This window comes from Nonomuraea sp. NPDC050383 (assembly GCF_044459125.1).
GTDB lineage: Bacteria > Actinomycetota > Actinomycetes > Streptosporangiales > Streptosporangiaceae > Nonomuraea.
Genome location: NZ_JBITIP010000004.1, coordinates 517,324 through 534,977, shown reverse-complemented (window position 1 = coordinate 534,977; position 17,654 = coordinate 517,324). Strand labels below are relative to the sequence as shown.

Here is a 17,654-nt window from a genome sequence, read left to right as displayed (position 1 = left end):
GTGGGGAAGAAGTCAATCTTTCTCTCCCTTGAGCAGCGCCACCTCGCCGGAGACCGTCGTCGCCGACAGCGAGGCCATGCCGCCACCGAGCCGCCCCGACAGCGACTTCGCGCCGGGCTTGCTCTCGTTGGACAGTTTCTCGAACGTGCTGACCAGCCGTCCGGTGGTGGACCGCAGCCGCACGTCCGCCTGCACGTCCTCGGGCAGCCTGACCAGGATGTCACCCGACACGCCGGTGAGCGTCACATGACCCGTCGGCCGCAGCTCCAGGTCGGCCGTGATGCGCCCGGACACGCTGTTGGCGCGCAGCCGGCGCGGGACCCCCTGGGCGACGGTCAGGTCGCCGGACACGCTGGTGAACGTCAGGTCGCCGGCCATGGCCCGGCTCTCGACGTGGCCGGACACGGTGGTGGCGCCCACCTCGCCGCTCACGCCGTCGAGCACGACGTCGCCGGAGACGCTCTTGACCGAGGTGAGGTTCTCGAACCCGGCGACTACGGCCGAGGCGCTGACCACGCCGGCGTTGACGTGACAGCTCCTCGGGACGGTCAGCGTGGCGACGGCCCGGCGCGTGGTCTTGCGCAGCCAGCCCAGCATGCCGTCCCACGTGAGGTCCTTGTAGGTGACGGTCAGCTCGCCGCTCTCCTCGTCGTAGGTCACGAGCAGCGGCGCGCCGTCGATCTCGGTGACCTCCAGGACGGGCGGGCCGTCGCTGGCGAGCACGGCGAGCCGGCCCGCCACGATCCGCACGTCCAGGGATCTCACCGGTCCGAACGTCAGCTGCTCGGGGCCGTCGATGGTCCAGTGCTGCATGGTCCCCGCCCTTTCTGGCGACACGCTCCTCACGTAAGACACGATATGTCGTGTCTTACGGAAACTCAAGATGTATCGCGTTTACGCGTGCCGATGCGGCACCGGAAGGCGGGCGGGTCCTCCCGCCGTCACTCGTCCTCGTCGTCGAGGCGGGCCAGCCAGGTGGCCAGCCGCTCGATCGGCGTCTCGAACTCGGGGTTGAGGTCCACGAACTCGCGCAGCCGCTCACCCAGCCAGAGGAGGCTGACCTCCTCCTCGCCGCGCCTGTCGACCAGCTCCTCGATCCCCCGGTCGGTGAAGTACATCGTGCTCCGTTTCGATCGACGTGCTGCGGGGACACGGGGTCCCCGGCCCAACTCTAGTAAGCCCACCGCGCCGCCCGGCCCGGGCCGCTCAACGAGAAACCCCCGCCGGCGCGGGCCGGCGGGGGTCTCTGACGAGCCGATCAGCCGAAGATCTGGCTGAGCATCTCGTGCAGCTCGTTGTCGTGAGCGTTGTGGGAACCGGCCGCGGGCGAGCTGTTGGCCGGGCGGGACACGCGGTTGAGCGCGCGACCGCCGAACAGCTGCGGGTCCTCGGCCAGCTTGAGCGCGAGGTACGGCCACGGGCCCATGTTGACCGGCTCGTCCTGTGCCCAGACGAGCTGCGCCTGCTGGCCGTAGCGGCCCAGCTCGGCGGCCAGCTCGTCGCCCGGGAACGGGTAGAGCCGCTCCAGCCGCACGATCGCGACGTCGTCGCGGCCGCTCTCGTCGCGCTTGGCCGCCAGGTCGTAGTAGACCCTGCCGGAGCAGAGGACCACCTTGGTGACCTTCGCCGGATCGACGGTCGTGTCGCTGAGAACCGGCTGGAAGGTGCCCGAGGTGAAGTCGTCCGCCTTGGACGTGGCCGCCTTGTGGCGCAGCAACGACTTGGGCGTGAAGACGACCAGCGGCTTGTGCCGGCCGGACTCCACCTGCCAGCGCAGCAGGTGGAAGTAGTTGGCCGGGGTGCTGGGCTGGGCGACCGTCATGTTGTCGAGCGCGCAGACCTGGAGGAAGCGCTCGATGCGGGCCGAGGAGTGGTCGGGACCCTGCCCCTCGTAGCCGTGCGGCAGCAGCAGCACGACACCCGACTTCTGGCCCCACTTCTGCTCACCGGACGAGATGAACTCGTCGATGATCGTCTGGGCGCCGTTGACGAAGTCACCGAACTGCGCCTCCCAGGCCACCAGGGCGTCCGGACGCACGACGCTGTAGCCGTACTCGAAGCCGAGCGCCGCGAACTCGCTGAGCAGCGAGTCGTAGACGTAGAACTTCGTGGTGCCCTGGTTGAAGGTCTTGAGCGGCGTGTGCTCCTCGCCGGTCAGCCGGTCGACCAGCACGGCGTGGCGCTGGGTGAACGTGCCGCGCCGGGAGTCCTGGCCGACCAGGCGCACCGGGTGGCCGTCGATGAGCAGCGACCCGAAGGCCAGCGTCTCACCCATGCTCCAGTCGATGGCGTCCTGCTCGACCATCGTGCCGCGGCGCTGGATCACCGGCGCCAGGCGCGGGTGCGGCGTGAAGCCCTCGGGCAGGTTGAGCTGGGTGTCGACGATGCGCTTGAGCGTCTCGTCGCTGATCGCCGTCGGCGTGTCGTCGTGCGACCACTTGACCACCTCGGTGGGCGGCACCCGCATCGCGCCCGCCTCCAGCGGCTTCTTGGCCGCCTCGCGGGTCTCGGTGAACGCCTGCTCCAGCTTGGCCTGGTAGTCGCGCAGCGCCTGCTCGGCCTCCTCGACCGTGATGTCGCCCCGGCCGATCAGCGCCTCGGTGTAGAGCTTGCGGGTCGAGCGCTTGGCGTCGATCAGGTCGTACATCAGCGGCTGGGTGAAGGCGGGGTTGTCGCCCTCGTTGTGGCCGCGGCGGCGGTAGCAGATGAGGTCGATGACCACGTCCTTGCGGAACGTCTGGCGGTACTCGTAGGCGAGCTGCCCGACGCGGACCACGGCCTCGGGGTCGTCGCCGTTGACGTGGAAGATCGGCGCCTGGATCATCCGCGCGACGTCGGTCGCGTAGACGCTGGAGCGAGACGAGGCCGGCGAGGTGGTGAAGCCGACCTGGTTGTTGACCACCACGTGCACGGTTCCGCCGGTGCGGTAGCCGCGCAGCTGCGACAGGTTGAGCGTCTCGGCCACGACGCCCTGACCGGCGAAGGCCGCGTCGCCGTGGATGAGCACCGGCAGGACCGTGAAGCCCTCCTCGCCGCGCTCCAGGAGGTCCTGCTTGGCGCGGACGACGCCCTCCAGGACGGGGTCCACCGCCTCCAGGTGCGACGGGTTGGCCACCACCGAGGCGGTGATGGTCTTGCCGCTCAGCGCGGTGAACTCGCCGGCCGCGCCCAGGTGGTACTTCACGTCGCCGGAGCCGTGCGCCGTGCGCGGGTCGATGTTGCCCTCGAACTCGCCGAAGATCTGCGCGTACGACTTGCCGACGATGTTGGCCAGCACGTTGAGGCGGCCCCGGTGGGCCATGCCGATGACGACCTCGTCGAGGCCCTCGTCGGCGGCGTCACTGATCACCGAGTCGAGCAGCGGGATGAGCGACTCGCCGCCCTCCAGCGAGAAGCGCTTCTGGCCGACGAACTTCGTCTGCAGGAACGTCTCGAACGCCTCGGCGGTGTTGAGCCGCGACAGGATGTTGAGCTGCTCCTCGCGGTCGGGGGAGGTGTGCCCCTTCTCCACCCGCGCCTGGATCCAGGCCCGCTCCTCGGGGTTCTGGATGTGCATGTACTCGATGCCGACCGTGCGGCAGTAGGAGTCGCGCAGCACGCCCAGGATGTCGCGCAGCTTCATCAGCGGCTTGCCGCCGAAGCCGCCGGTGGCGAACTCCCGCTCCAGGTCCCACAGCGTCAGGCCGTGGGACTGGATGTCGAGGTCGGGGTGCTTGCGCTGCTTGTACTCCAGCGGGTCGGTCTCGGCCATGAGATGGCCGCGCACCCGGTAGGCGTGGATCAGCTCGATCACCCGGGCGGACTTGGCCACGTCGTCGTCGTGCGAGGCGGAGATGTCGCGCACCCAGCGGACCGGCTCGTACGGGATCCGCAGCGCCTCGAAGATCTCGTCGTAGAAGCCGTCCTCGCCGAGCAGCAGCCGGTGGATCTGGCGCAGGAAGTCGCCCGACTGGGCGCCCTGGATGATCCGGTGGTCGTAGGTGCTGGTCAGCGTCATGACCTTGGAGACGGCCAGGCGCGAGAGCGTCTCGGGGGAGGCGCCCTGGTACTCGGCCGGGTACTCCATCGCGCCCACGCCGATGATCGTGCCCTGGCCGGGCATCAGGCGGGGCACGGAGTGGACGGTGCCGATCGTGCCGGGGTTGGTCAGCGAGATCGTGGTGCCGGCGAAGTCGTCGACACCGAGCTTGCCCGCCCGCGCCTTGCGGACGATCTCCTCGTACGCCATCCAGAACTGGCGGAAGTCCATCTGCTCGGCCGCCTTGATGGACGGCACGAGGAGCTGGCGCTCACCGTTGCTCTTCTGGACGTCGATGGCCAGGCCGAACCCGACGTGCTCGGGCTTGACGAGCGTCGGCTTGCCGTCGACCTCGGCGAAGGAGTGATTCATCTCCGGCATGGCCTTCAGCGCCTTGACGATCGCGAAACCGATCAGGTGCGTGAAGGAGACCTTGCCGCCGCGTCCCCGCTTGAGGTGATTGTTGATCACGATGCGGTTGTCGATGAGCAGCTTGGCCGGGATGGCGCGGACACTGGTCGCGGTGGGGACCGACAGCGAGAGGTCCATGTTGGCGGCCGTGCGGGCCGCCGCCCCGCGCAGCCTTATCTCCTCGGCGCCCTTCGGCGCCGGTGCGACCGGCTGCGCCGGCTTGGCCGCCACCCCGTCAGGGGACGGGACAGCCGGCTTTTCGATGGTCTTGGGGGCCGGAGGAGCCGCCGTCTTGGCGGGTGCCGGGGGAGGCGCGGTCGCTGTGCCGTTCGCCGCCTCCCTGGCCGGGCTCCGGCCCGGTCCGTAGTCAGGGTTGTAGTCAGCGAAGAAGTTCCACCAGGCCTTGTCGACCGACTCGGGGTCCTGGAGGTACTTCTGGTACAGCTCGTCGACAAGCCACTCGTTCTGACCGAAGCTTGCCAGCGGGTTTGTCCGCGACGACTCAGACGACACGGCGGAAATCGCCCTCTTCCGCAGATCGGCGTTGATGTTAGAGAACCTGTCCAAGGTTACTCGTCCTGCCCGGCAACGCGCGCCCGGGTGGCCACGCCACCCCGTCGGATCCTTCCAGGACCGTGAACAGGGACGACGCACCCCTAGTCAAAGGGGGTGATGCAGTAAACATCACTGTTTGGTATCAACGCTGAGGGAAGAGGTTTATTTCCCGCCGGACAGCAACCGGCTGGTGATGCGGACGCCCGGGGACAGCTCGGAGAGAAGATCGGCCAGCTCCTCGCCCGCGGCCTTCAGCTCCTCCAGCGACATCGGCTCCAGCCGCTCCAGGAGGAACAGCGCGTTGACCGTCTCCTCGGTGAGCCGCGTGCGCGCCACCTGGCGCCAGTTCCACCTGCGGCAGGTGACGCCCGTGTCGTCGCGCCAGATCACCTCGCCGGCGTCGGGCGTGCCGAGCGCCTCCTCCGACGCCTCGTCGCCGGCCGCCGTGACCAGCCGGGCCGGGCCGTCGTAGCGGTCGAGGTCCTCGCCGCCGATGGGCAGCGCGTGCTTCACGCTGATCGAGTTGTACGCGTCGACGACCTGGTTGATCTCGGGCAGCGGCAGGCGGCGGGTGAGCGCGTCGACCGAGGGCCGGGTGCGCGACGGCTTGGCCCCGAAGGCGCGGTACGCGTCGCGCCACGCCTCGATCTTGGCCGCCCGCGCCTCGCGCTCCTCCTCGCCCTCGGCGGACAGGTGGGCGGAGGCGGACTCCAGCCAGCCGCGCGAGCGGTCGTCCGTCGGGCCGTTGCGCAGCCCGTGGGCGGTCACGACCAGGACGGCGAAGTCGGGGCGCAGGGCGAGGACGGAGTCGTCCACCCGGATGTCGTCGAGCATGCGTCCAGTCTAGGGAGTGAGAAACCGCAAAAAACACTTTGCAAAATTGTCTTTGCGGTTTACCGTCGTGAGTGTGGAGGAGATCTACGAGATCGGCGATCCGCGGGTGCTGAAGGTGGTGGCCCATCCGCTGCGGGTGCGGCTGCTCGGGCTGCTGCGCATCGACGGGCCCGCGACCGCCAGCGAGCTGGGGCGGGTGGTGGGGGAGAGCTCCGGCTCGACCAGCTACCACCTGCGCGTCCTGGCCCGGTACGGGTTCATCGAGGAGGACGACGACCGGCGCGACGGCAGGGAGCGCCGCTGGCGCGCCCGCCACTTCTACACCAGCTGGGACAACGTCCGGATGGCCGCCACGCCCGAGGGCTGGGAGGCGGTCCGCATCATGCAGGCGCGCCAGGTGGAGATGCTGGCGCGCGAGATGGGGGCGTTCGAGAGGTCCCCGGACCCGGCCTGGATACCCGTGGCGGGGATGAGCGACTACCTGGCCGAGCTGCCTCCGGAGGGGGTGCGCGAGTTCGCCGAGCGGGTGGGCGGGCTGGTGCGCGAGCTGATCGCCCGCTACGCCGGCCACCCGGAGGCCCGCAACGTGCAGCTCTGGGCAGCCGCCTTCCCCCGTGAGAGCCGCGACACGGAGAGCCGCGACACCGGAAGTGGTGACAGCGAGACCCGTGACAGCGGAAGCCGCGACACCGAGGAGGACACGTGACCATGACCGCCCGCTCGGCGTTACGCCGTTACCTGCTCGTCTGCTTCCTGAGCTGGCTGCCCACCGGCCTCATGATGACCACGATGGTCCTGCTGATGACCGAGCGCGGCCTGAGCCTGGCGGAGATCGGCGCGGCCTTCACCGTGTTCGCCGTCGTCACCGTCTCCCTGGAGCTGCCCACGGGCGGCCTGGCCGACGTCGTGGGCCGCCGCGTGGTGCTGGCCGTGTCGGCGGGGTTCTCGGTCGTGTCCCTCACGTTGATGGCGGTGTCCACGACGTTCTGGATGTTCGTGCTGACCGGCGTGCTCAAGGGGGTGGCGCGGGCGCTGTCCAGCGGCCCCGCCACCGCCTGGTACGTCGACACGCTGCACGACCTGGAGGGCCGCGACGCCGATCTGCGGCCGGGGCTGTCGCGCGGCGGCGCGATGGAGTCGGCGGCGCTGTGCCTCGGCGTGCTCGCGGGCGGGTTCGTGCCGCTGGTGGTGCCGCCGGCCGTGCTGCTGCCGCTGGCCGCGCCGCCGCTGCTCGGCGCCGCCGCGGCGGCGGTGCTGCTGGCCGTGGTGCTGCTCGCGCTGCCCGAGCCGTCGCACCGGCGGGCGTCGCTGGGGGAGACGCTGCGCGCCGTGCCCGCGACCGTCCTGTCGAGCCTGCGGCTGGCGACCCGTCACGCCGTGCTGCGCCGGCTGATGGTGTACGCCGTGGTGACGGGCGTCGCGCTGACCGCCGTGGAGCTGCTGACGCCCGGCCGGCTGGCCCGGCTGGCCGGCACGGCGGAGCTGGGCGGGACGGCGTACGCGCTGGTCGCGGCCCTGGGCTTCGCGGGGAGCTCCGTGGGCAACGCGGTCGCGCCCGGGGCGGCCCGGCTGGCCGGCGGGCCGGTGCGGGGCGCGGCCCTGGGCGTCGTGCTGGGCGCGCTGTCACTCGGCGCGCTGGCCGCCACCGCCGAGGCGGGCGGCCCCGCCGCGCTGGCGGCCGCGGGCGCGGCGTACGTCGGCATGTACGTGGGCCTCGCCGTCACGAGCATGTTGTGCCTGGAGATGACCCACCGCGCGGTCACCGCGGCGGAGCGCACCACGGTCGCCTCCACGAGCTCCCTGGCCCTCCAGGCCGGCGGCGCGATGTCGAACGTGGGCCTCGGCGTGCTGGCCACCGCGGCCGGGACGGGGGTCGCGTGGGTGCTGGTCGCCGTCCTGATGGCCGCCTCGGCGCTGCTGTTCGCCCGGATGCCCGCGCTCCGGCCGGGCGGGGTGGCGGCGGCCGAGCCGGAGCACGCCGCCTCGGCCTGACGCCGTCAGAGGCTCCAGTCGATCGCGGGACCGACCGGGACGATCCGGCTCGGGTTGATGTTCGTCTGCGTCATGTAGTAGTGGCGCTTGATGTGGTCGAAGTCCGTCGTCTCGCCGAAGGCGGGAACGGCGTACAGCCTGCGGGCGTACGACCACAGCGCCGGGTAGTCGACCAGCCGCCGCACCGAGCACTTGAAGTGGGCGTGGTAGACGGCGTCGAACCTGGCCAGCGTCGGGTAGAGCCGTACGTCGCTCTCGGTCAGCGCGTCGCCGAACAGGTACGGCGAGCCCTTCGCGAGCCGTTCCTCCAGCTCGTCGAGCGTCGTGAAGACGCGTGCCACGGCCTCCTCGTAGGCGTCCTGCGACCGGGCGAAGCCCGCCTCGTAGACCGCGTTGTTGAGGCCGTGGTAGATCCGGTCGTTCAGCGCGTCGATGTCCGGGCGCAGCCGCTCGGGGTACAGGTCCGGCGTGGTGGACCAGGACGTCTCCAGGTCGAGCGTGATCCGGGGGAAGTCGTTGGTGACGATGCGCCGCTCGACGGCGTCCCAGACGGCGGGGACGGTGTAGCGGCCCGTGTAGTCCGGGTCGGTGGCCAGGTACAGCTCCGACAGGTACTCGGGGTCGCCGCCCGGGACGCGCCAGCCCTTCTCGTCGCGGATCGGGTCGACGATCGTCACGTCGAGCAGGTCCTCCAGGCCGAGGAGCCGGCGGACGATGAGCACCCGCTGGGCCCACGGGCAGGCGTAGGAGGCGTAGAGCCGGTACCTGCCGGGCTCGGGCGGGCCGAGGCGGTCGGTGAAGCGGTTCGGCTGGCGGGCGAAGCGTCCGTCGCCGGTGGTCTCGCGTTCCAGCTTCATCCCCCCAGTAGAACATGGTTCGGAAATACCTGGACAATCAGCGTCATGGCGAAGTTCGTGGTGACCCCATCCAGTCCGGCCCAGCACGACGCGTGGCTGCGCGGCGTGCTCCCGGAGGTCGAGCGCGTGCGGCCCGGGCTGTGGTCCGTGCCGGTGCCGATCCCGGTCAACCCCCTGCGGTACGTGCTGGTCTACGTCCTGGAGCTGCCTGACGGGGTCGCCGTCGTGGACGCGGGATGGAACACCGACGAGGCGTACGAGGCGCTGGTGGCGGGGCTCGGCGTGGCCGGCTACGCGATCACGGACGTGAAGGCGGTGCTCGTCACCCACATCCATCCCGACCACTATGGCCTGGCCGGGCGGGTCAGGGAGGCGTCCGGCGCGTGGATCGGGCTGCACCCGGCCGACGCCGCCCTCATCCGCGAGCGCTACGACGACGAGGCCGTCGACTCGCTCGTGCGCCGCGAGCGGGAGATGCTCGCCCGCTGCGGCGTGCCCCGCGAGACCGTGGACGAGCTGGCCGGCGCGTCGATGTCCATCAGGCATCTGGTGTCGGCGGTGCGCCCGGACCGGCTGGTGGAGGACGGCGACCGGCTGGACCTGCCGGGCTGGGACCTGCGCGCGCTGTGGACCCCCGGGCACTCGCCCGGACACCTGTGCTTCGTCTCGCCGTCGCGCGGGGTGCTGTTCTCCGGGGACCACGTGCTGGCCAAGATCACCCCGATCGTCGCCGTGCACCCGCAGTCGCGGCCGAACCCGCTGGCCGACTACCTCGACTCGCTGGCCGCCGTGCGCAAGCTGGAGGTGGAGGAGGTGCTGCCGGCGCACGAGTACCGCTTCCGCGACCTGACCGGGCGGGTGGACTACGTGACGGCGCACCACGAGGAGCGGCTGGAGGAGGTCGAACGGGTCGTCGGCGGGGCCACCGGCGGCATCACGTGCTGGGAGGTGGCCACCCGGCTGACCTGGTCGCGGGCGTGGGAGACGTTCCAGGCGTTCTCCCGGCGCGCGGCCACCAACGAGACCCTGGCGCACCTGGTCTGGCTGGCCGAGCGGGGGAGGATCACCCGCGTTCCCGGCGAACCGGACCGCTGGCACCCGGCCGCCCCGTGAATTTCCTTCAAATCAAGTAGGAATAGTTGCTAGGAGGGGCGGGGCTGTGTAGCGTCGCACGCATGCGGCAGGCTCCCCTGTCCTCCCGGCGGGAGGTCGCCGTTGCCTGACCCCGCTCGCCTTGTCCCCCGGAGGACCACGTGATCGTCACCGTCGTCGGCAATCCACGTGCCGCGTCCAGAACGTACGGCGCGGCGGTCGCCGCCGCCGAGGCCGTCGCCGCCCGGCTCGGGCACGACGGGCCCGGAGAGGTCGTCGACCTGGCGGCCCTGGCGCCCCACCTGCTCGCCCCCGGCACGCACGCCGGCGTGGAGGAGGCCGTCGAGCTGCTGAGCCGGGCGACGGTCGCGGTGCTGGCCAGCCCGACCTACAAGGCGACGTACACGGGGCTGCTCAAGGCGTTCCTCGACCGGTTGCCGCCGAACGCGCTGGCGGGCACGGCCGCGCTGCCCGTGCTCGTCATGGGGCATCCCCGGCACGCGCTCGCCGTGGAGGTCCACTTCCGGCCGCTGCTGGTGGAGCTGGGGGCGTTCGTCCCGACGCCGGGTCTCGCGCTGCTGGAGCCGGAGCTGCCCGGCGAGGAGCCGATCGGCCGCTGGGCCGACCAGGTGGCGCCCCAGATCGACGCCTGGGAGCGCGGACGCCTCCAGCCCCGCTCCTGAGCCGGCCCGCTCCCGAGCCCGCCCGCTCCTGAGCCGGCCCGCTCCCGAGCGGCGCCCCTCGACACCCGGCGCCCGTACGGCCCTCCCCGTACGGGCGCACGGGTACTGCGTCTGATGCCCTCAGCGCAGGCGGACCCGGCCGCGGCCGGTCGCGAACGGCAGGTCGAGCAGGGTGCGGATGCCCGGAGGGGCGGCGCAGACCGCCGGGATGGCGTTGATGGCGTGCGCCGCGGCGGCGGCCGGGCCGTGGGAGACCTCGTCCACCGACAGCGTCATGTGCGGCACCCCCTCGATGTGCAGGACGAACCCCGGGTCGGGCCAGCGCGGCACCTGCGCCGCGTCGGCCTTGTAGACCACCTCGATCGTCATGAACGGCCGCCCTCGCACCAGCCCGGAGAAGACCCAGCGCGAGGCGCACACCGTGCCCTCCCTGACCGTGCCGGCCGCGATCTCGAACTCGCTCGTCGCCAGCTCGAAGTCGTCGCTCTCCTCGACCTCGTCCAGCCGCACGTCCAGCGCGTCGGCGACGAGCTGGACGCTCTCCGCGAACAGCGAGCGCTGGAACGCCCGGTACGGCCGGACCGCGGCCGTGTAGTCCTTGGCCGAGCGGGTGAACCCGACCAGGTCCACGACGACCTGCCGCGACGGATGTCCCCGGAAGTCGGACGACTCCCGCACGTAGACGTGGTCCACCCGGTCGGACAATCCGGTCAGCGCCAGGGGCAGGAAGTCGCTCATGAAGCCCGGGTTGATGCCGGTCCCGTGCAGGGTGGTGCCGCCCGCGGCGCAGGCCGCCTCGACACGGTCGACGACGCCCCGCCCGTACGACTTGGGGTAGACGAATCCCGTGGTGGTGATGACGTTCTTGCCCGAGGCGAGCAGGGCGCAGATGGTCTCGACGTCGGAGGTCTGGTCGGTGCCGAAGTAGAACGCCGGCAGCGGCATGTGGAGCACGCAGTCGGCGTCGAGGGCCAGCACCCGATCGACGTCGTCGGTGCAGGTGACGCCGGTGGGCGGCAGCCCGACCAGCTCGCCCGCGTCCTTGCCGATCTTGTCCGGGTCGTACACGAGGACACCCGCGAGTTCGAGTCCCGGCCGGCCGAGCACGCTGCGTAACGCGTAGCGACCGATGGAACCGGTGGCCCACTGGACCACGCGGATGGGCGCGTTCACCGGCATGTCCGGCCTCCCAGGCCCGATGGAGGGATGGCGAGGCTGAACCCCTCGCCTTTGGGAGCCCGCAACTTTAGCAGAAAACCGGCTCGCCGATCACTATCCGCGACGATCAGTCCCTGTTGCGCCGGCTCGGGTTATCGTACTCGTACTAGAAGTTTGTTCTCCTGCGCTGGAGGTCCGATGCTTCGGTTCGATGACAAGGTGGCGATCGTCACGGGGGCCGGGCACGGCCTCGGCAGGTCGCACGCGCTCCTCCTGGCCGAGCGGGGCGCCAAGGTCGTCGTCAACGACCTCGGCGGCGCGCTCGACGGCAGCGGCGCCTCCGCCGGCCCGGCCGCCGACGTGGCCGAGCTCATCGCGAAGAACGGCGGCCAGGCCATCGCCAACGCCGACAACGTCGCCACCCCCGAAGGCGCCGGCGCGATCGTCCAGGCGGCGATCGACGCCTACGGCAAGGTCGACATCGTCGTCAACAACGCGGGCATCCTGCGTGACCGCTCGTTCGGCAAGATGTCGGTCGAGGAGTTCGACGCGGTGCTCGCCGTCCACGTCCGCGGCTCGTACCTCGTCACCCGCGCGGCCTACCCGTACATGAAGGAGGCCGGCTACGGCCGCGTCGTCAACACCTCCAGCCCGGCCGGCCTGTTCGGCAACTTCGGCCAGGCCAACTACTCGACCGCCAAGATGGGCCTGGTCGGCCTGACCAAGACCGTCGGCATCGAGGGCGCCCGCAACGGCGTCAAGGCCAACGCCATCGCCCCGGTCGCCTGGACGCGGATGACCGAGTCGCTGCTGCCGGCCGAGTTCGAGGCCAAGTTCACGCCCGAGCGGGTCAGCGCGCTCGTCGCCTACCTCGTTCACGACTCATGCGAGGTCAGCGGCGAGGTGTTCACGGTCGGAGGCGGCCGGGTGTCGCGGGTGATCGTGGCCGAGGGGCCGGGCTGGCGCTCGGACGAGATCACGCCGGAGGCGGTCGCCGACAACTGGGGGGCGATCATGGCCGAGCAGCCGTACGTCCTCACGGCCGCCGACTCCATGAAGGCCATGCTCTGACGGCTCGCCCGCCTGTCCGGGGACCCTTCCGCACCGCCAAGGAAACCCTTCCGCCCGTTCGAGGACCCCTCCGCGAGGAGGGGTCTTTTCGTTATGTGCGGACGGTCTTTGTTCGACGATCGGCGGAAGAAGTCCGACTTAGGACGAAATTCGCTCTTGATTCGTACGGCCGACGCTCCTAAGGTCGCGGCATGACCCCCGCTCCGGGCTCGCCCGGGGACGTGCTGACCCTCATCAGCGCGGGCTCCGCGACGACCCGATCCGACCTGGCCAGGCTCACCGGCCTGGCCCGCTCCACGATCTCCCAGCGCGTCGACGCCCTCATCGAGAGCGGCCTCGTCGAGGAGACCGAGAGCGGCGGGTCCACCGGCGGCCGGCCACCCCGCCAGCTCCGGCTGCACACCGACGGCCACGCCTTCGCCGGCGTCGACGTGGGCGCCACCCACTGCCGCGTCGCGCTGATGGACATCTCCGGCGAGGTGCTCGCCGAGTGCGAGGACCCGCTGCTCGTCACCGAGGGCCCCGAGACCGTCCTGGCCCACGTGGACGGGCGCCTCGACCGGCTGCTCGCCGAGGCCGGCCGGCCCAGGTCGGCGCTGCGGGCGCTGGGCATGGGCGTGCCGGGACCGGTCGAGTTCGCCACCGGCCGGCCGAACAACCCGCCGATCATGCCCGGCTGGAACGACTACCCCATCCCCGAGCACTTCCAGGGCTGCGAGGTCCTGGTCGACAACGACGTCAACGTGATGGCCCTCGGCGAGCACCGCAACGCCTTCCCCGGCACCGGCCACCTGCTGTTCGTCAAGGTCGGCACCGGCATCGGCTGCGGCATCGTGGCCGAGGGCCGGCTGCACCGCGGCGCCCAGGGCTCGGCCGGCGACATCGGCCACATCCGCGTGTCCGGCCACGACGACGCGGGCTGCCGCTGCGGCAACAGCGCCTGCCTGGAGGCGGTGGCCGGCGGCGCGGCGCTCGCCCGCAGGCTCACGGAGCTGGGCGTGCCCGCCACGACCGGCGCCGACGTGGTGACGCTCGTCCAGGCGGGCGACACGCGGGCGCTGCGCCTGGTCAGGGAGGCGGGCCGGCACATCGGCGAGGTGCTGGCCGGCCTGGTCAACTTCTTCAACCCCGAGGTCATCGTCATCGGCGGCGTCCTGTCCCGGGTCCACGAGCACCTGCTCGCCGGCATCAGGGAGACCGTCTACCGGCGGTCGCTGCCGCTGGCCACCCACCACCTGTCGATCGTGCCGAGCCGTACCGGGGAGGACGCCGCCGCGCTCGGCGCCGGCCTCCTGGCCATCGAGCACTACCTGTCACCCGACAACATCAACAAGATCGTCAACGCCTGACAGGAGAGACCCCCGATGCTGGTCATGAGGGGAATCGTCAAGCAGTTCCCGGGCGTCCGCGCGCTCGACGGCGTGGACCTGGACGTGCGGGCCGGGGAGGTCCACTGCCTGCTCGGCCAGAACGGCGCCGGCAAGTCCACCCTGATCAAGATCCTCGCCGGCGCCCACCGGCCCGACGAGGGCACGATCGAGCTGAACGGCGTCCCGGCCCGCCCCGCCGGCCCCGTGGACGCCATCCGGCTCGGCATCGCCACCATCTACCAGGAGCTCGACCTCGTCGACGGGCTCAGCGTCGCCGAGAACATCTTCCTCGGCCACGAGCACACCCGTCTCGGCTTCACCGACCGGCGAGGCGCCGACCGGGCGGCCGGCGAGGTGCTGTCCCGGCTCGGCCACCCCGAGATCCGGCCGTCCATCGAGGTCGGGCGGCTCGCCCCGGCGGCCAAGCAGATCGTGTCCATGGCGCGGGCGCTCTCGCGCGACGCCCGGCTCATCGTCATGGACGAGCCGTCCGCCGCGCTCGCCCACGACGAGGTGGCGAACCTGTTCCGCATCATCCGCGACCTCACCGCCCGCGGCGTCGCCGTCGTCTACATCTCCCACCGGATGGAGGAGATCCGCGAGATCGGCGACCGCGTCACCGTCCTCAAGGACGGCCGCACGATCGCGGTGGGCCTGCCCGCCCGCGACACGCCCACCTCCGAGATCGTCTCCCTGATGACCGGCCGGGACGTCGAGTACGTCTTCCCGCCCCGCGCCGCCCGGCCGCCCGGCGAGGAGGTGCTGCGGGTGGAGGACCTGTCCTCGCCCGGCGCCTTCGCGGGCGTGTCGTTCTCGGTGCGCGCGGGCGAGATCGTCGGCCTGGCCGGCCTGGTCGGCTCCGGCCGTTCCGAGATCCTGGAGGCCGTCTACGGCGCGCGCCGCGCCACCGGCCAGGTGCAGGTGGGCGGCCGCCCGGTCCGCCGCGCCGGCCTCCTCCAGTCCGTACGGCAGGACGGCCCGCTGCGGGCGCTGCGGCGCGGCGGCGTCGTCGAGTCCGTGAAGCTCGGCATGGGCCTGGCGCCCGAGGAGCGCAAGGCACAGGCCCTGCTCCTCGACCAGAGCGTCACCGCCAACATCACGCTGGGCGGGTTGTCCGGGTTCGCCCGGCTCGGCTGGCTCGACCGGGCCCGCGAGCGCGCCGAAGCGACCCGGCTGGCCGAGGCGCTCGACATCCGGCCGCGCGACCCGGAGCGCCCGGTCAAGACGTTGTCCGGCGGCAACCAGCAGAAGGCCGTGCTCGCCCGCTGGCTGCTCGGCGGGCGCCGGCTGCTGCTGCTCGACGAGCCCACCCGGGGCGTGGACGTGGGCGCCAGGGCCGAGCTGTACACGGTCATCCGCGGCCTGGCCGAGGAGGGCATCGGCGTGCTGCTGGTCTCCAGCGAGGTGCCGGAGGTGCTCGGCCTGGCCGACCGCGTCCTGGTGCTGCGCGAGGGGACGGTCATCCACCAGGGCGACGCCCGCGACCTCGACGAGCACCGCGTCCTCGACATGATCATGAACGGGAGGGCCGCCTGATGGCGGACGCAGTCACGAACGGGAGGACCGCCTGATGGCGGAAGCAGGAAGAACGGTCGCGGAGGCCCCCGCGACGACCGCCCCCCGCTCCTTCGAGCTGCGGCATCTGGGCCTGTTCGTGGCGCTCGCGCTGCTCGTGGCCGTCGGCCTCGTCACCCGGCCGGCCGCCTTCGCCACCGCCGACAACCTGGTCAGCATCCTGTCGCTGGCCGCCACGATCGGCGTCATCACCGTCGGCGCCACGTTCGTCATCATCGGCGGCGGCATCGACCTGTCGGTGGGCGCCGTCATGGCGCTGGCCTCCGTCTGGGCCACGACGCTGGCGACGCAGGAGTTCGGGCCGGTCGTCATGGCGGTCTGCGCGATCCTCGTCGGCACGGGCGCCGGGCTGGTCAGCGGGCTGCTCGTCGCGTACGGGCGGCTGGTGCCGTTCATCGCCACGCTCGCCATGCTGGTCGCGGCGCGCGGCCTCGCGCAGCGCATGTCCGACCGCAGGACCCAGCTCGTCAGCGCCGACAACCACGCCATCGTGGACCTCGCCACCACCCGGGTGCTCGGCGTGCCGCTGCTCGTCTACGTCTTCGCCCTGGTCGTCGTCCTCGGCTGGATCGTGCTCAACCGCACGACGTTCGGGCGGCGGACGTACGCGGTGGGCGGCAACCCCGAGGCGGCCCGGCTGGCCGGCATCGACGTGCGGCGGCACACCATGCTCCTGTACGCCCTGTCCGGCCTGTGCTGCGGCATCGCCGCCATCCTCATCATGGCCCGCACCACCACCGGCTCCTCCACCCACGGCGACCTGTACGAACTGGACGCCATCGCCGCCGTGATCATCGGCGGCACCCTCCTCACCGGCGGTCGCGGCACGATCGTGGGCTCGATCCTCGGCCTGCTGATCTTCACGATCATCACCAACCTGTTCATCCTCAACGGCCTGAACACCAGCGACCAGCTCATCGCCAAGGGCCTGATCATCGTCGTCGCCGTCCTGCTCCAGCGGCGGAACCTGAAGGAGAGAACGTCATGACCGACAAAGTCGCGCGCAGGGGATTCCTCGTCGGCGGAGCCGCCCTGTTAGCGGTCGCCGGCTGCACCAGCAACGAGCCGTCGGCCGCGCCCGCCAGCGCCGCCGCGCCCGTCCCCTCACCGGCCTCCAGCGGCAACGACCAGCCCGGCACCAAGGTGACCATCGGCTTCTCCGCCCCCGCCGCCGACCACGGCTGGATCGCCGCCATCGCCAAGAACGCCGAGGCCGCCGCCAAGCAGTACACCGACATCGACTTCAAGCCGGTCGAGCCCACCAACGACATCAACCAGCAGATCTCCGCCGTCGAGTCGCTCATCGCGGCCAAGGTCGCCGCGCTGGTGATCCTGCCCAACGACGGCCAGCAGCTCAACCAGGTCGCCCTCCAGGCCACCCAGGCCGGCATCCCCGTCGTCAACCTCGACCGCGTCTTCCCGGACAAGCTCGCCTACCGCACCTGGATCGGCGGCGACAACTACGGCATGGGCGTCGCCGCCGGCCACTACATCGGCAAGAGGCTCAAGGACAAGGGCGTCTCCAACCCGGTCATCGTCGAGATCCAGGGGATCGCCACCCTCCCGCTCACTCAGGACCGCAGCAAGGGCTTCGCCGACGCGCTCAAGACGTACGGCTTCAGCGTGACCGCCAAGCAGGACGCCAAGTTCACCGTCGAGACCGGCAACCAGGTGGCGACCAGCCTCCTCCAGGCGCACAAGAAGATCGACGCCCTGTGGAACCACGACGACGACCAGGGCATCGGCGTGCTCGCCGCCATCAAGGAGGCGGGACGCAAGGAGTTCTTCATGGTCGGCGGCGCCGGCTCGCTCAACGCCATGAAGGAGATCCAGTCCGGCTCCTCCGTGCTGGAGGCCACGGTCACGTACAGCCCCACGATGGCCTCCTCGGCGATCAAACTCGCCCGGCTCATCGCCCAGGGGAAGGGCATGAGTGACCTCGTGGAGAACCAAGTTCCGCAGTCCATCACGCTCGCATCGGAGACCATTACCAAGGAGAACGTCGAGAAGTACCTGCCGCTCGGCTTCGAGTCCTGAT

Annotated in this window: 15 protein-coding genes; 9 read left to right on the top strand and 6 right to left on the bottom strand. The window is 71.3% G+C overall.

Going from position 1 to position 17,654, the window contains the following annotated elements; translation table 11 throughout:
* Nucleotides 1–12: 12 nt before the first annotated feature.
* The 4 genes from ACIBG4_RS13810 to ACIBG4_RS13795 form a co-directional block, all read right to left on the bottom strand.
* Nucleotides 13–813: a DUF4097 family beta strand repeat-containing protein gene (locus ACIBG4_RS13810; RefSeq protein WP_397202091.1), complete on the bottom strand. Its 801-nt coding sequence runs from the start codon at nucleotides 811–813 to the stop codon at nucleotides 13–15.
* 128 nt (nucleotides 814–941) lie between these two features.
* Nucleotides 942–1,118, bottom strand: a complete 177-nt coding sequence (locus ACIBG4_RS13805) for a DUF6104 family protein (RefSeq protein WP_310708615.1) — start codon at nucleotides 1,116–1,118, stop codon at nucleotides 942–944.
* A 140-nt stretch (nucleotides 1,119–1,258) separates the two neighbouring features.
* A complete protein-coding gene (locus ACIBG4_RS13800; RefSeq protein WP_310708616.1) occupies nucleotides 1,259–4,942 on the bottom strand; it encodes a multifunctional oxoglutarate decarboxylase/oxoglutarate dehydrogenase thiamine pyrophosphate-binding subunit/dihydrolipoyllysine-residue succinyltransferase subunit in 3,684 nt (1,227 codons plus the stop codon).
* Nucleotides 4,943–5,146: 204 nt separating this feature from the next.
* Complete coding sequence (locus ACIBG4_RS13795; RefSeq protein ID WP_355443778.1) at nucleotides 5,147–5,818, bottom strand: phenylalanine--tRNA ligase beta subunit-related protein; 672 nt, start codon at nucleotides 5,816–5,818, stop codon at nucleotides 5,147–5,149.
* Between the two features lie 73 nt (nucleotides 5,819–5,891).
* Between ACIBG4_RS13795 and ACIBG4_RS13790 the strand changes: the two genes are divergently transcribed.
* Complete coding sequence (locus ACIBG4_RS13790) at nucleotides 5,892–6,524, top strand: winged helix-turn-helix domain-containing protein (RefSeq protein WP_397202090.1); 633 nt, start codon at nucleotides 5,892–5,894, stop codon at nucleotides 6,522–6,524.
* Nucleotides 6,525–6,526: 2 nt separating this feature from the next.
* Nucleotides 6,527–7,810, top strand: coding sequence for an MFS transporter (locus tag ACIBG4_RS13785; protein ID WP_397202135.1), 1,284 nt, complete (start codon nucleotides 6,527–6,529; stop codon nucleotides 7,808–7,810).
* Nucleotides 7,811–7,815: 5 nt separating this feature from the next.
* On the opposite strand, the gene ACIBG4_RS13780 is transcribed toward ACIBG4_RS13785, so the two are convergent.
* Entirely contained in the window at nucleotides 7,816–8,667 is an 852-nt protein-coding gene (locus tag ACIBG4_RS13780) for a glutathione S-transferase family protein (RefSeq protein WP_397202089.1), read from the bottom strand.
* 45 nt (nucleotides 8,668–8,712) lie between these two features.
* Between ACIBG4_RS13780 and ACIBG4_RS13775 the strand changes: the two genes are divergently transcribed.
* Together ACIBG4_RS13775 and ACIBG4_RS13770 are read left to right on the top strand one after the other, a co-directional pair.
* A complete protein-coding gene (locus ACIBG4_RS13775; protein ID WP_397202088.1) occupies nucleotides 8,713–9,780 on the top strand; it encodes an MBL fold metallo-hydrolase in 1,068 nt (355 codons plus the stop codon).
* Between the two features lie 140 nt (nucleotides 9,781–9,920).
* Entirely contained in the window at nucleotides 9,921–10,442 is a 522-nt protein-coding gene (locus ACIBG4_RS13770) for an NADPH-dependent FMN reductase (RefSeq protein WP_397202087.1), read from the top strand.
* Between the two features lie 120 nt (nucleotides 10,443–10,562).
* Here the strand turns inward: ACIBG4_RS13770 and ACIBG4_RS13765 are convergent, their stop codons facing one another.
* Nucleotides 10,563–11,621 (bottom strand): dihydrodipicolinate reductase, encoded by a 1,059-nt coding sequence (locus ACIBG4_RS13765; RefSeq protein ID WP_310708623.1) that lies wholly within the window; start codon nucleotides 11,619–11,621, stop codon nucleotides 10,563–10,565.
* Between the two features lie 177 nt (nucleotides 11,622–11,798).
* On the opposite strand from ACIBG4_RS13765, the gene ACIBG4_RS13760 reads away from it, so the two are divergent.
* The 5 genes from ACIBG4_RS13760 (at nucleotide 11,799) to ACIBG4_RS13740 (ending at nucleotide 17,653) form a co-directional block, all read left to right on the top strand.
* On the top strand, nucleotides 11,799–12,671 hold the full coding sequence (locus ACIBG4_RS13760) for an SDR family oxidoreductase (protein WP_397202086.1): 873 nt from the start codon (nucleotides 11,799–11,801) through the stop codon (nucleotides 12,669–12,671).
* 191 nt (nucleotides 12,672–12,862) lie between these two features.
* On the top strand, nucleotides 12,863–14,020 hold the full coding sequence (locus ACIBG4_RS13755; RefSeq protein WP_397202085.1) for an ROK family protein: 1,158 nt from the start codon (nucleotides 12,863–12,865) through the stop codon (nucleotides 14,018–14,020).
* Nucleotides 14,021–14,035: 15 nt separating this feature from the next.
* Nucleotides 14,036–15,577 carry a sugar ABC transporter ATP-binding protein gene (locus tag ACIBG4_RS13750; protein ID WP_397202084.1) on the top strand — a complete coding sequence of 514 codons (1,542 nt, stop codon included), beginning with the start codon at nucleotides 14,036–14,038 and terminating at the stop codon, nucleotides 15,575–15,577.
* A 34-nt stretch (nucleotides 15,578–15,611) separates the two neighbouring features.
* Nucleotides 15,612–16,604: an ABC transporter permease gene (locus tag ACIBG4_RS13745; RefSeq protein WP_310708627.1), complete on the top strand. Its 993-nt coding sequence runs from the start codon at nucleotides 15,612–15,614 to the stop codon at nucleotides 16,602–16,604.
* Nucleotides 16,601–17,653 carry a substrate-binding domain-containing protein gene (locus ACIBG4_RS13740; RefSeq protein ID WP_397202083.1) on the top strand — a complete coding sequence of 351 codons (1,053 nt, stop codon included), beginning with the start codon at nucleotides 16,601–16,603 and terminating at the stop codon, nucleotides 17,651–17,653. Before ACIBG4_RS13745 ends, ACIBG4_RS13740 begins: the two co-directional genes overlap by 4 nt.
* Nucleotide 17,654: the final 1 nt, after the last annotated feature.

Excerpts from the sequence above, each read along its gene's own strand:
- ACIBG4_RS13810 (WP_397202091.1), bottom strand. The coding sequence starts at position 813 with ATGCAGCACTGGACCATCGACGGCCCCGAGCAGCTGACGTTCGGACCG.
- ACIBG4_RS13775 (WP_397202088.1), top strand. The coding sequence starts at position 8,713 with ATGGCGAAGTTCGTGGTGACCCCATCCAGTCCGGCCCAGCACGACGCG.
- ACIBG4_RS13745 (WP_310708627.1), top strand. The coding sequence starts at position 15,612 with ATGGCGGAAGCAGGAAGAACGGTCGCGGAGGCCCCCGCGACGACCGCC.
- ACIBG4_RS13805 (WP_310708615.1), bottom strand. The coding sequence starts at position 1,118 with ATGTACTTCACCGACCGGGGGATCGAGGAGCTGGTCGACAGGCGCGGC.
- ACIBG4_RS13780 (WP_397202089.1), bottom strand. The coding sequence starts at position 8,667 with ATGAAGCTGGAACGCGAGACCACCGGCGACGGACGCTTCGCCCGCCAG.
- ACIBG4_RS13740 (WP_397202083.1), top strand. The coding sequence starts at position 16,601 with ATGACCGACAAAGTCGCGCGCAGGGGATTCCTCGTCGGCGGAGCCGCC.
- ACIBG4_RS13750 (WP_397202084.1), top strand. The coding sequence starts at position 14,036 with ATGCTGGTCATGAGGGGAATCGTCAAGCAGTTCCCGGGCGTCCGCGCG.
- ACIBG4_RS13795 (WP_355443778.1), bottom strand. The coding sequence starts at position 5,818 with ATGCTCGACGACATCCGGGTGGACGACTCCGTCCTCGCCCTGCGCCCC.
- ACIBG4_RS13785 (WP_397202135.1), top strand. The coding sequence starts at position 6,527 with ATGACCGCCCGCTCGGCGTTACGCCGTTACCTGCTCGTCTGCTTCCTG.
- ACIBG4_RS13760 (WP_397202086.1), top strand. The coding sequence starts at position 11,799 with ATGCTTCGGTTCGATGACAAGGTGGCGATCGTCACGGGGGCCGGGCAC.
- ACIBG4_RS13755 (WP_397202085.1), top strand. The coding sequence starts at position 12,863 with ATGACCCCCGCTCCGGGCTCGCCCGGGGACGTGCTGACCCTCATCAGC.
- ACIBG4_RS13765 (WP_310708623.1), bottom strand. The coding sequence starts at position 11,621 with ATGCCGGTGAACGCGCCCATCCGCGTGGTCCAGTGGGCCACCGGTTCC.